Annotated in this window: 10 protein-coding genes; 8 read left to right on the top strand and 2 right to left on the bottom strand. The window is 54.1% G+C overall.

The features are described from left to right. Positions 1 to 233: 233 nt before the first annotated feature. A complete protein-coding gene (locus tag K5621_RS10920; protein WP_100143828.1) occupies positions 234 to 1,232 on the top strand; it encodes an ABC transporter substrate-binding protein in 999 nt (332 codons plus the stop codon). Further along, complete coding sequence (locus K5621_RS10925; RefSeq protein WP_100143830.1) at positions 1,229 to 2,548, top strand: GGDEF domain-containing protein; 1,320 nt, start codon at positions 1,229 to 1,231, stop codon at positions 2,546 to 2,548. Before K5621_RS10920 ends, K5621_RS10925 begins: the two co-directional genes overlap by 4 nt. A 40-nt stretch (positions 2,549 to 2,588) precedes the next feature. Here the strand turns inward: K5621_RS10925 and msrQ are convergent, their stop codons facing one another. Together msrQ and msrP are read right to left on the bottom strand one after the other, a co-directional pair. Continuing rightward, complete coding sequence (gene msrQ / locus K5621_RS10930; protein WP_280638570.1) at positions 2,589 to 3,203, bottom strand: protein-methionine-sulfoxide reductase heme-binding subunit MsrQ; 615 nt, start codon at positions 3,201 to 3,203, stop codon at positions 2,589 to 2,591. Continuing rightward, positions 3,200 to 4,195 carry a protein-methionine-sulfoxide reductase catalytic subunit MsrP gene (gene msrP, locus K5621_RS10935; protein WP_221051174.1) on the bottom strand — a complete coding sequence of 332 codons (996 nt, stop codon included), beginning with the start codon at positions 4,193 to 4,195 and terminating at the stop codon, positions 3,200 to 3,202. Before msrP ends, msrQ begins: the two co-directional genes overlap by 4 nt. Before the next feature lie 280 nt (positions 4,196 to 4,475). Between msrP and rmuC the strand changes: the two genes are divergently transcribed. The 6 genes from rmuC to K5621_RS10965 all read left to right on the top strand — a co-directional run bounded on the left by rmuC (position 4,476) and on the right by K5621_RS10965 (position 12,820). Then, positions 4,476 to 5,972 carry a DNA recombination protein RmuC gene (rmuC, locus tag K5621_RS10940; protein ID WP_221049246.1) on the top strand — a complete coding sequence of 499 codons (1,497 nt, stop codon included), beginning with the start codon at positions 4,476 to 4,478 and terminating at the stop codon, positions 5,970 to 5,972. A 123-nt stretch (positions 5,973 to 6,095) separates the two neighbouring features. Beyond that, positions 6,096 to 7,970, top strand: a complete 1,875-nt coding sequence (locus K5621_RS10945) for a transglycosylase SLT domain-containing protein (RefSeq protein WP_100143920.1) — start codon at positions 6,096 to 6,098, stop codon at positions 7,968 to 7,970. Between the two features lie 169 nt (positions 7,971 to 8,139). Continuing rightward, on the top strand, positions 8,140 to 8,856 hold the full coding sequence (locus tag K5621_RS10950; protein WP_100143836.1) for an EAL domain-containing protein: 717 nt from the start codon (positions 8,140 to 8,142) through the stop codon (positions 8,854 to 8,856). 13 nt (positions 8,857 to 8,869) lie between these two features. Further along, positions 8,870 to 9,772 (top strand): AAA family ATPase, encoded by a 903-nt coding sequence (locus K5621_RS10955; RefSeq protein ID WP_100143838.1) that lies wholly within the window; start codon positions 8,870 to 8,872, stop codon positions 9,770 to 9,772. After that, on the top strand, positions 9,660 to 10,760 hold the full coding sequence (locus tag K5621_RS10960) for a DUF58 domain-containing protein (RefSeq protein ID WP_245003068.1): 1,101 nt from the start codon (positions 9,660 to 9,662) through the stop codon (positions 10,758 to 10,760). Before K5621_RS10955 ends, K5621_RS10960 begins: the two co-directional genes overlap by 113 nt. Further along, the gene (locus K5621_RS10965; RefSeq protein ID WP_221049247.1) at positions 10,757 to 12,820 is read left to right on the top strand and encodes a transglutaminase TgpA family protein; all 2,064 of its coding nucleotides are present in this window, start codon (positions 10,757 to 10,759) and stop codon (positions 12,818 to 12,820) included. Before K5621_RS10960 ends, K5621_RS10965 begins: the two co-directional genes overlap by 4 nt. The last annotated feature ends 30 nt before the right edge of the window (positions 12,821 to 12,850 follow it).

Below are 12,850 nucleotides of genomic sequence, written 5' to 3' on the forward strand. Positions count from 1 at the left end.
CTATTTGCCTCGAGCAAATCATTATTATCACCCGGCAGTTTCGACTCATTCGCCACTATGAATAGGTCCAATCGCTGCGGATCAAACCACACAAGAAACACGCTCCCCACGGCAGGAAAGCGTCTTGCTGACTGGTGAGTTTTATTCCCTTCCTTGTTGTTTGCACTACACTTTAAGGAGTTCTCCGGCTGGAGAAAGCAATAATTCTTATGTGATCGGAGGACAGCAGAACAATGGGGAAAATATTATTACCTTTGGCTCTGTTACTTATTTTATTTGTTTGGTTCTACGGGGAAAAACAAACGGATTATCCCGTCAGACTCAATCAAACTCCGGTCCGTATCGCGGTGTCCACCTCGCTACTTTCAGCCCCGGTTATCATTGCCGACAAGCTGGAGTTTTTTGCGCGAGAAGGCATCTATGTGGTGTTGCACCCCCTTCAAGGCGGAGATATCTGTTTCGAGGCACTGGTCAACCACAGAGCCGATCTAGCCACCAGCTCAGAATCTGTGGTGATGTTCAACAGTTTCAAACGAACAGACTTCACTGTGCTCGCCAGCTTTGCGGAATCGGACAATGACATCAAACTGTTAACCCTACATAAGAGCGGTATCACCACTCCGGCACAATTGGATGGCAAACGCGTAGGCATAGTCACCGGCAGTGCCAGCGAGTATTTTCTGGATACGATTTTGAACATCGCCGGCCCCCCTGCAATAACCCCTATTCGTGTCAATATTCGACCCTCTGATTTGGCACCGGCGCTACTGGCGGGCGACGTGGATGCCATCTCAGTTTGGGAACCCTACAGCTTTCAGCTGCTGAAGCAACATCCAGGGGAAGTCAATGAATTTTCCAGTAGAGGATTACATAGTCTCTCCTTCAATCTGATTAGCCGCAAAGCCGATAATCAGGTGTTTTACGAGCATCATGTGCGAATACTGAAAGCCTTGAAGCGCGCCAGTGAATTTATTGTTTTGCATCCAGAGGAGGCCAACCGGATAGTGGCTGACTTCCTGCAAGTTCCTACTGAGGAGATAGCCGCGCTTTGGCCCGACTATCTCTTTCGCCTATCGTTGGGTAACAGCCTGCTCAGCAACTTGCAATCCCAAGGGCGTTGGGCGATGTCGAGCGGCACCATAACGGCCAAGCAGTTACCGGATTTCAGAAGTGTTATCGACCCGGTCCCGCTGGATCAGGTACAGCACATGTCATTGGTGGAGCACAGATGAAACTTTCCAGCCGTCTCATGATTCTGGTAAGCCTTTGCATTGTCCTGACTCTGGTGTTGGCACTGTCACTATTGCAGCAACGCCATTTTTCCCAACAAACCTTCGACCAAATGCATAAACTGGTGCGCCTGCAATTACATCTGGATCAGTTGCGTTCCAACTTATGGCTGCTGCAGCAGTACGGAGATATCCAGGCCGTTGAAAATACCCAACGGGATCTGCAGCGCCTCAATGCGCTGTTAAATGTGACTCAAGTCGATGACAAACATCAGCAACAACTGTTGGCAAATCTCAAACGTCAGAGCGAACACATCAACACTCTACTTGACCACTCTTTGCCAAAACTGCCTCGGATAGCAGAAACCCCTTTGGTCAGCAGTATGTTACAGTCCAGATACAATATGAGCATTCAATCCATGAGCGAAGATCTGTTTCGCTTTCAACATTACACCATGGATAAGGCGCGGCAATTGCAACTTAGCCATCTTTATCTCAATGGTGCCCTGCTACTGGCTATCGCCCTGTTGGTGACAGGCTTTACGCTGCACACGCTTAGGCGCTTTCGTCTCCATTTGGCCAGTTTGAAACGTGGTATTCGCGATCTAGCCAGAGGCGATCTTCACAGCCGCATTCAGTTGGAACAACAGGATGAACTCTCAGAGCTGGCCAATGAATTCAACAACATGAAACAGGCATTGATGGAAACGACTGAACGAAAGGAGCAGTTACAGCTGGAAGTGGAAGCACAAACCCGGCAGTTACAACTGCAACAGGATAGATTGCGCTACCTAGCAGATCATGACGATCTCACCGGCGCACTCAATCGCGGCGCCGCCACCACCGAGCTGGAACACGCCATAGTGCGCTGCCAACGTCAGCAACTGAAAGCGGCGCTACTGTTTATCGATCTGGATAAATTCAAACCCATCAACGACAGTTTTGGTCACAGCGCCGGTGACGCAGTACTGGTGGAAATCGCCAAAAGGATGAGAAATACATTAAGACGCTCGGATTTGGTGGCCCGCATCGGCGGCGACGAGTTTATCATCTGGCTAGAGCCGATAAATAGCCGCGAAGAAGTCTGTGCCGTGTTGGAAAAAATTCACGCCTTGGGTACGGATATCTCTTGGCAGGGACAAAGGTTGGAGGTTGGCCTGAGTACCGGCATCAGCCTCTATCCCGAGCATGGCGATACCCTGGCCGAACTCATCAGCGCCGCCGACAATGCCATGTATCAGGCCAAAGAGTCTCAGGCCGCCACCGGCCCCCAGGCAAAACAGCGCTACAGCTTTGCCAAGCCCAGTTCTCAATCCTGATTATCCTGGCTACCTGCAAAAGCTTAATCATAACCAGCACTCAAACAACCGGCCATAAACGCCTAAACCAGCTGAACCTCGGCAGCCTTATCGCCAACAACACCAACATGGCTGCAAGATAAAGACTGGGCTCAATGATTTCAGACTTCACCGACCAGTAATAATGCACAGGCACCAACAGGGCTATGGCATAAATACTGTAATGCAGTTGCTGCCAACGTCGCCCCATCCGGCGCTGCAACGCCTTAAACGAGGTCAGCGCCAGCGCAGCAAGCAACAACCAAGCGCTGGCCCCCACCAGAATATAGGGGCGCTTGATAATTTCACTGAGCAGCAACTCCCAGGCAAACAGCAGATCCAGGCTGAAATAGCTGAGAATGTGCAAACAGGCCCAGGCAAATACCCAGAGTCCAAGCAAACGCCGGGTTTGCATCAACAACCCCAATTTGAATTTTCTGGCAACAGGCGATACCAGCAGGGTGGCCACCAAGACATTGAGCGCCCCTTTGCCGGTAAAATGGATAATATATTGCACAGGATCGCCACCGGCCCTGTCTGTCACCACTTGCAGGACCAAATAAAGCAGGGGCAAACCGGCGGCCAAATGCAGCAACGCCTTTAACCAAGGCAGTTGCTTGGGAGCTAGACGCATCAATAGTATTTCCTTAAATCCAGATCCCGGTACAGATGCGCGACCTGCTCACCATAGCCGTTGAACATCTGGGTCGGGATCCGTTTGGCAGAGAAGATCCCACCTTCGGCAATCCGCCGCTCTGTCGCCTGTGACCAACGAGGATGATCCACTCCTGGGTTCACGTTGGCATAAAAACCATATTCATGGGCTGCCAGCTGATTCCAACTGGTCGGCGGCTGTTTGTCCAAAAGCCTAATTTTCACGATAGATTTAATGCTCTTGAAACCATATTTCCAGGGCACCACCAAACGCACAGGGGCACCATTTTGCGGCGGCAGCGTCTTGCCATAGAGGCCGACTGACAGGAAGCTCAACTCATTCATCGCCTCATCGAGTCTTAATCCCTCCACATAGGGATAATGAATGCCGCCGCCCATCAAGCGATTGCGTTGCCCCGGCATCTGCTCGGGATCAAACAGGGTTTCAAAGGCCACATGAGTCGCAGAGGATTTAACACCGGCCCTGGCCAGCAAAGCCGCCAGCGGAAAGCCGACCCAGGGGATCACCATGGACCAGGCCTCGACACAACGCAAACGATAGTGGCGCTCCTCCAGGGGAAGCAATTTGAGCAGATCGTCATAGTCCAGCGTTAAGGGGCGCTCGACCTCGCCTTCGATTTTAAGCATCCAGGGATCGACCTTGAGACCCTGACTGTTTTCGAAGGGATCTTGTTTTCCGGTGCCGAACTCGTAAAAGTTGTTATGGCGGATCACCTTGTCAAGGGGTGTCAGGCTCCCCGGTAATTGAAACTCAGGGTTGCTGCGATAGTTGAGATTTGAGGTGACAAATGCCTCGCTCTCGCGCTTTTCACCAAAAAGGTCAAACAGGCCTGCCTGAACATGGCCGGGAATACTTGCGCCTATGGCACCGAGCCCCAACGCCTTGACTATGTTGCGCCGATCGCGAAACACTGCCTCCGGCGTCACTTCAGCTGCCGGCAACTCCCAGGGCATTTGCCTGCCAATACCCGGTTTAAATTTTTTATTGCTCACAGTGACCTCTCAATAGCTGCAGTCAATTCAGTTTATTAGACCCAGGTAGATAAAGAAAAATTTCCCGCCGGGAAAAATCCTTGCCCCGTTGACTGAACCTTGGCTGACAAGGGGGACAAAATGGGCAACTCTTGGCCATTTATCCAGGGCTTGGATACTCAAGCCCTTGAAGGAGAGTGCTCATTCTGCGACTCTATCCGAGTTTTTCGCTCCTCTTTTTTTTGCACTCAAGGGACATGATATGGACTTGGCCACCACAATTTCCACGCCTCAACTCATTGCCGCCGCAGCCGTATTATTTTTGGGGATCTTGCTTGGCGCCCTCTTTAACCAACGGATGACCCGCAGCCGCTGGCAACAGCTCAGAGAACAGTTAGTGCTGCAACACGAGCAAAGATGCGGCGAACTCAGTGAACAACTCAGCAGCAGCCAAGAAAAAGCCGAATGGCTGGTGTCTCAACTCGGCAAGGCAGAGGCCATCGCCGAACGAGTACCCGAGCTTGAACAGCAACTCAAGGATGCTCAGCGCAAGCAATTGGAAACCCAGCTTAACCTGTCAAAATCCAATGCGATGCAACAAACGCTCAGCGCTCGCTTCGATGCCGAGCAACGGGCGCTCAACGATAAGATAGAACTGCTTGAACGCAGTGAAACCCGTCTGAAAGAGCAGTTTGAAAATCTCGCCAACAAAATTTTTGAAGACAGAAGCGAAAGACTAAAATCCCAGAATCTATCGCAACTCGATGGCGTGCTCGGCCCACTGAAGCAACAGCTAGAAGGCTTCAGAAGACAAATTCATGAATCCTACTCACAAGAACAGAGTGAACGTTCCTCACTGAAACACCAGTTGGAAGATCTCAAGCAGCTCAACCTGCGCATGAGCCAGGATGCGGTCAATCTCACCAAAGCGCTCAAGGGCGACAACAAACAGCAAGGCAACTGGGGCGAAGTGATCCTGGAGCGGGTACTGCAGGAAAGTGGTCTCAGACAAGGACACGAGTATGATGTGCAACAGGATCTGAAAAATGATGCCGGCAAGCGCTTTAAACCCGATGTCATCGTCCACCTGCCAGCTAACAAGGATGTGGTGATAGATGCCAAGATGTCACTGCTCGCCTATGAGCGCTACTACAACGCCGACACCGATGAACAGCGCTCCCTGGCGTTGCGTGAACATATCAACTCTATCCGCGGTCATATCAAAGGCCTGAGTCAGAAGGACTACCAACAACTGCACGGTATCAAGAGCCTAGACTATGTGTTGATGTTTATTCCGGTGGAACCCGCCTTCCTACTAGCACTGGAACAAGAGCCGCAGCTGGTAAATTTCGCGCTCGAAAACAACATCATGCTCGTCAGCCCGACCAATCTTTTGGTGGCACTGCGCACCATCAATAACATCTGGCGCTACGAATACCAAAACCAACACGCACAAAGGATAGCCAGGCAAGCCGGAAAAATTTACGATAAACTCTGTGGTTATCTGGAAGATATGGACAAGCTCGGGCGCGCGCTGGACAATGCAGAGAAGTGTTTTAACGGCGCCATGAATAAGCTGGCTACCGGCAGGGGCAACCTTGTTCGCCAGGCGCACCAGATGCAACAGTTGGGCGTTGAAACCAGTAAACAACTGGACAAACAGCTACTTGAAAAGGCGATGACAGACGTATCCTTGCCGATAGACAAGGATGTCGAAGCCATGGAAGATACTGAGACGAACGGCGAGCTGGCATCCTAAGTTCAGCCCGTCTTTCGAGCAAACCCGGCCATCAAAAAGGAGTTATCGATGCGCAGAGCCTTGACCCGAATCGCCCTCGCCGGCAGTGTTGCCTTGAGTGCATTGACAGTCTCCACTCCCTGGATGCTGTTTCCCGGGATAGGCCATGCGGCCAAGGCGCCTGCCGCTTTGGAGCAACAACGCCAAAGCTACCTAAAGGCCAGAGAAGCACTGGATAAAGGCCAACTTGAGGAGTATCGCAAGCTCAGGGCCCAACTCAAGGATTACCCACTCAATATCTATCTGGATTTTCACGCCGAGCTGGATGACATAATGGCGCTTTCTGGCTCAAAGGCGCTAAAAGCACTGGACAAGTTTGAGCATTCACCCTTGCATGGCAGCGCCCGCCACAGGTACCTGGTGCAAGCCGGCGCCGACAAACGCTGGCAAGACTTTCTGGCCATTTCCCCGCAACTTCCCCGAGCCACAGAGCTGCAATGCTATTTTTACCGGGCCAAGCTTGGCCAGGGTGAGACTCAGGTCGCCTGGGATGGCGCTCGCCAACTCTGGCTCTATGGTCGCTCCCGTCCAAAGGAGTGCGATCCCCTATTCAATGCCTGGAGCAAGGCCGGGCACCGCACTCAAGAATTGATCTGGTCGCGGATGATGCTGGCCTTTGATGCAGGCCAAAGCGGTCTGCTGCAGTATCTGGGGCGTAAAGTGACTCAGCATCAGAGCCAGGCCAAGTTGCTGCAGGCGGTATACAAAGATCCCAACCGCCTCAGGCACATGAATCAGTTTGATGGCGATGCCCCCATCTACAGCGACATAGTGTCCGCCGGCCTCAAACGCCTAGCCCGCAAAGATCTGCGTCAGGCAGTTCGCCTGTACGTCAAGTATGAAAAGGCCGGCAGATTCAGCGACTTCCAAGGGCGACAACTCAACCGTTATCTGGTCAGGCGAGCGCTTATCGTCGAGGACGAGGGGCTTAGAGATCATATCGATACCATGCTGCCACTGCTCAAGGCCGATGATCTGACCGAGCGCCGCCTGCGCTGGGCGATTGCCGAGCAAAACGATGCCGATATCCGCCGTTTTCTGCCGCTGCTCAGCGATGAAGGCCGTAACGATGCGCGCTGGCGCTACTGGCACCTGAGGGTCAATGGCCGGGACGATGCCATGCTCGAAGCACTCAGCAAGGAGCGTAATTTCTATGGTTTCTGGGCCGCCGCCGAACTCGGTGTCGCCCCCAACCTGGCGCATGTGCCAACTCCTCCCCAGGCGCAAATGCAACCAAGACTCGCCGATGACAAGGCGCTGGCGCGGGTATCTGAACTGCTGGCGCTTGATAAGCTGGTCGATGCCCGCATCGAATGGAGCCAGATGCTCGGCCGTCACAACAAGCAGATGCGCGCCCAATATGGTGTCTACGCTCAGCAGCAAGGGTGGGATGCATTGGCGGTTGAAGCCAGTATTCAGGCTAGGCTCTGGAATGATATGGAGATGCGCTTTCCCTATGCTGCAGACCCTTTCTTTGCCCAGGCAGGCAAAGACTTCAAAGTCAATGTCAACGAAATTCGCGCAATCTCCCGCCGCGAAAGCGCCTTCTACCCCTATGCGACTTCGTCAGTGGGCGCCAGAGGCCTGATGCAGCTGATGCCGGCCACTGCCAAGCAAACGGCAAAAGAGTTTAAATTGGCATTCAACGGCAATCGCAGTCTGTACGATCCGGCCATCAATGTTCCGCTCGGCAGTGCCTACTACACCAAGCTGCTGGAACAGTTCGACAACAACCGGGTACTGGCCGTTGCCGCCTATAATGCCGGTCCCCATAGGGTCAAACAGTGGTTGAAACAGAGCGATGGCAAACTGGATGTGATGAGCTTTATCGAGACCATCCCCTTCAGTGAAACCCGCGCCTATGTGCAGGCCGTATTCACCTACCGACAGATTTATGAATTGCGTCAGCAACAGGTACTACCACAGTTCAGTGAAACAGAGCTTGGCCGCCGCTATTGATGCGGCGGTGAATTGGCACTGAGTCAATTTCCCAACGCTTTGATATTAAAGAGCTTGTTGTCAGTTGCATTTTTGGGCGGTCAGTACTTTCGAGGGGGAAAGAGCTTGTTATCCCTTGGGCATAATGTGAATAATTAGCATTCATTTCGCCAACTCTGTTAATGATTGCATGGATCTTTCCCCTCCGCGGCACATTGCCTGCGAATATCAACCATTTGTTTGTCCCCGAACCCTGACCATTCAGGGCTATGAAGCCTTGGCCCGCTTTTACAATCAACAGGGAAAGGCGCTGGCGCCCAATCTGGTATTCGACTGGCTGCACAGAGACAGCCGCGCCCTGGCAGCGGTAGAGCTGCAAGCCAAGCTGTTGCAACTCAATCAGGCGCCCCAAACGCCAAGGCTGCACCTGAACCTCGATCCTCACGCGCTGGACAGCGCCAACTGTCAATGCATGATGCAGGCACTGGACAAATATCAGCAGCAAACCGGGGGCTTGACGGTAGAGCTGATAGAAAACACCTGTGTCAACGACGCCGATAAGGCCCAGGCATTACTCAAGGAACTGCACCGCCGCGGAATGACAGCGGCGCTCGATGATGTCGGTGCTCCCCATGCCATGGTGTCGCTGCAACTGTTGACTGCCGTAGATTGCATCAAGCTCGACCGCCACTGGCTGAGTGCCATCCAAGCACCACTCATGGCTAAGCTTCTGGAAAACTTGCTTAATTTTGCCAAGTCCAGTCAAAAAATAACTATACTCGAAGGAGTTGAAACCGAGCAGCACCTGTCTCAGGCTCTGGCTTTAGGCGTGGATTTAGTGCAAGGTTTCTATTTCAGACCTCAGTTCATCCAGACAGAGCCGGAACTGATTTCAGTGGCCATCTAACAAGGAAGCCAATGTGTCCAAGAGCCAGATAACCCAGGTACTGCAGCAGCTCGAGCAAGTATTGATAGGCAAGCCCAGGGTAATACGGTTGGCACTGGCTTGCATTTTGGCTCGCGGTCACCTGCTGATAGAAGATCTGCCGGGCATGGGCAAAACCAGTTTATCCCACGCACTGGCACAAACCTTAGGCCTGAGTTATCAGCGGGTTCAGTTTACCAGCGACATGCTGCCTGCAGATATTCTCGGGGTTTCCATCTTCGATAAGCAGCAATCTGAGTTTGTATTCCACCCTGGCCCCATCTTCAAACAGATGGTGCTGGCCGATGAAATCAACCGCGCCAGCCCCAAGACCCAGAGTGCCTTACTCGAGGCGATGGCAGAGCGGCAGATCACTGTCGACGGTGTGACCCACAGGCTGCCGCATCCCTTTTTCGTGGTCGCCACCCAGAACCCCACCGACCAATCAGGCACCTTTCCACTGCCGGAATCCCAGCTGGACCGCTTTATGATGCGCCTCTCCATCGGTTATCCCAGCCAGGACGCCGAGTTGGCCATGCTCAAAGGACAGGAGCGCAACCAGCCCCTGCCCCAGTGTCTAAGTGCACTCGAGCTGGATCAACTGCAGCAGGAGTGCGAGCAGGTGGCCGCTTCCGATGCCCTGCTTAACTATATTCTGGCGCTGGTGGAAGCTTCCCGCAGCCAAAACGAAGGCTATGGCCTTTCCCCCAGAGCCACCAAGGCGCTGCTGGCGGCGGCCAAGGCCTGGGCCTATATCCAGGGGCGTCAATATCTGGTGCCCGAAGATGTGCAAGCTGTGTTTGGCGCGGTTGCCGAGCACCGCCTGCGACATTCGAGCCAACTTCAGGGCGAGCAGTTATCGGCCAAGTTACTCGGCACCATTAATCCCATTCGGTAACAATGAGATGGCCTCTGTGACCGCCCTGTTCTCTGCCCGGCTCAACCGCTGGTTGTCACGGCGTATTCCCGCCGCCAAAGAGCAACGTTTGAGCCACAGAAGCATCTTTATTCTTCCCAGCGGCTTCGGCGTTATCTGGCTGGCGCTGGTGCTACTGCTGTTTCTGTTCGGCACCAACTATCAAAACAACCTGGTGATCGGTCTGGCCATAGTATTGGCCAGCGTGTTTCACACCTGCATCATTCACAGTTACCGCAACTTAGCGGGACTGAGACTCAGTGCCCGTAAGCCTCCCCAAGCCTATGCCGGCGACAGCCTCTCCTTCCCTGTGACCGTCAGCGCCGACAGAAGCCTGTTTCGGCTCGGTTTCAGCTACCCGGGAGAGCGGCAAATCTTTATCTCCTGTGTCGATAACCAGGAGCAGACGGCTTTGGTGCCCATGCAGCCAAGGCCCAGAGGGCTTTGGCATCCAGGTAGACTCAAGGTGGAGTCATGCTACCCACTGGGGCTCTGCCGCGCCTGGTCTCATCTGGATCTCGACACCCGTCAATGGGTGTTTCCGGCGCCTGTGGTCAGCACGCCAAAACTGGGGCGCAGTGAACACACCCCAGAATCCCAAGACAGTGGCGAGTGGCTCAGCGGCGTCGATGAATACGCCGGGCTTAAGAGCTATGTCCCGGGTGAATCGCTCAAACAGGTGGCCTGGAAACAGTGGGCTCAGGGCCGTGGCATGCTCAGCAAGGAGTTTGCCGAGCCTCAGGGGGCGCCTTTGTGGCTGGAGCTGGATAGCAAGTTAACCGGCGATGAGTTGGAAAAGCGCCTGGGTGAGCTGAGTTATCAGATCAATCAACTGGCCCATTCCGGCCAAACCTGGGGGCTTAAATTAGCGGGCAGAACCATAGCGCCTTCTCAAGGCGAAGCCCAGCGTCAGGAATGCCTCAAAGCCCTAGCACTCTATCCGGCCAAGGCTGAAGGTACCGGCCGATGAAAGCCGCTCGCTTGCAAACCGCGCTCAAGGAGTCCTCGGAGGAGATAATCGCCCGCCGCACCTTGCTTTGGCTACTGATCACCAATCTGGCAGTGCTGGCGCCGCTGGCAGGCAAAATCACCCTGGGAACCTTAGGGATCTGCGCCATCTGTTTTATCTGGCGCTTGGGGATCTATCTTGGCAAGGTCGCCAGGCCCCCCAGAGTGCTGGTGACTGTGCTGGCCATTGCTGCGGCGCTGACGCTGGCGCTGGTGAGTCGCGAACTTGGCCTGCTCAATGCCTTGGTCAACTTGTTGATCCTCGGCTATTCCCTCAAATATATCGAAATGCGCAGTCGCCGCGATGTCAAAGCCGTGGTACTGGTGGGCTACTTTCTTATCGCCCTCACCTTTATCGACCATCAGCAGATGCTCAACGCCCTGCAACTCTCGCTGGTGGCGGCGCTCAACACCTGCGTGTTGGCAAGCCTCTACCACGAACAGGCCTCGTTCAATCGCCAGATCAAGCTAACCCTGGTGCTGCTGGCACAGAGTCTGCCGCTGGCGCTGCTGCTTTTTGTGGTGCTGCCGCGTTTCAGTCCGCTTTGGATGGTGCCGCAGATGAAAAGCAGTACCACAGGGCTGTCCGATGAACTGAGCTTTGGAGATATCTCGCGCCTGACCAAGTCCAACGAGCTGGCATTTCGCGCCAGTTTCAAGGGCCAGATACCGGCTCCGGAAGACAGGTATTGGCGCGCACTGGTATTAGAAGAATATGACGGCAAACGCTGGCAGCAGTCGCGGGGAATAAAGGCGCTGCAGCAAGACAGCTTTATCATGAATCGCCGCCCCGAACCCGGCGCCCCAAAAGGACCTTTTATCGATTACAGCATCATAGCCGAGCCGAGCGGCCAGCATTGGCTGTTCGGCTTGGATCTCGCCTACAGCATGGATCCGCGCCTGGTGAATCTGCCGGACTTTCGCCTCTATGCCATAAGGCCGGTAGAACAAAGGTTGCAATACCGGGTGATGAGCTATCCGGATGCCCCCCTGGATAACCGCTTGAGAGCGCCGCTACGGCAGCTTAATCTGAGCCTCCCCGATGAAATCAACCCCCGCAGCCGCAAACTTGCCGCCGAATTTGCCCGCCGTTACCCGCAAGCCGAGCAGCGCTTGACGGCCATGATGCAGTATTTCAACAGCCAGCCCTTTTTCTACACCCTGACGCCCCCGCCGGTGGGGCCGCAGCAACTGGACGACTTTTTGTTTGAAAATCGCGCCGGGTTCTGCGTTCATTACGCCTCGGCATTCACCTTCATGGCCAGAGCCACCGGCTTGCCCGCCCGCATTGTCACCGGTTATCAGGGCGGCGAATACAACCCGCAGGCCGGTTATCTCAGCGTGTATCAATATATGGCCCACGCCTGGAGTGAAGTCTATCTCGAAGGCAAAGGTTGGGTACGTTACGACCCCACCGCCATGATAGCGCCCGAACGAATTGAGCAGGGTTTCGACTCCCTTTTCAGCCCGGAAGAAAGCTATCTTTCCGAACTGCCGTTTGCCGGGGTGCGGGCCAGCGACTGGTACAACAGCCTGAGACTCAGGCTCGCCAGCCTGGATTACTACTGGAGCGTCTGGGTGCTGGGTTTTGACAACGCGCGTCAGCAAGAAGTGCTCTCCAAACTGCTGGGGGAAGTGAGTATCGGCCGTCTGGCAGCCTTGGTCCTCGGGGTGATGGCCCTTACCTTTATCGTCATTTTGTTCACCACTGGCCTGCTGCGGCTTAAAAGAGGCCCGGACAGCATCAACCGTCACTATCTCAAGGTATGCCGCCAGGCTACCAGGCTCGGGCTGCCAAGGCAGACTTCCCTGGGGCCTGTGGATTACGCCGCGGCGCTTGCCGCGCGCTGGCCAGCGCTGACAGAGGAGATAGAAAGCTGGACCTCACTCTATATTCAGCTCAAGTATCAAGGCGCTTCCAAGGAGTCGGCGATATATAAACGCCGCTTTATCCGCCAGTCCCGCGCTTTGTGGTTCAAACTGCTGAAACAAGATTTGCAACCCGATAAATCAAGCACCTAGAATAGAGCACCAAAGCAATAAACGGCCCAA

This window comes from Shewanella carassii (genome assembly GCF_019670705.1).
GTDB lineage: Bacteria > Pseudomonadota > Gammaproteobacteria > Enterobacterales > Shewanellaceae > Shewanella > Shewanella carassii.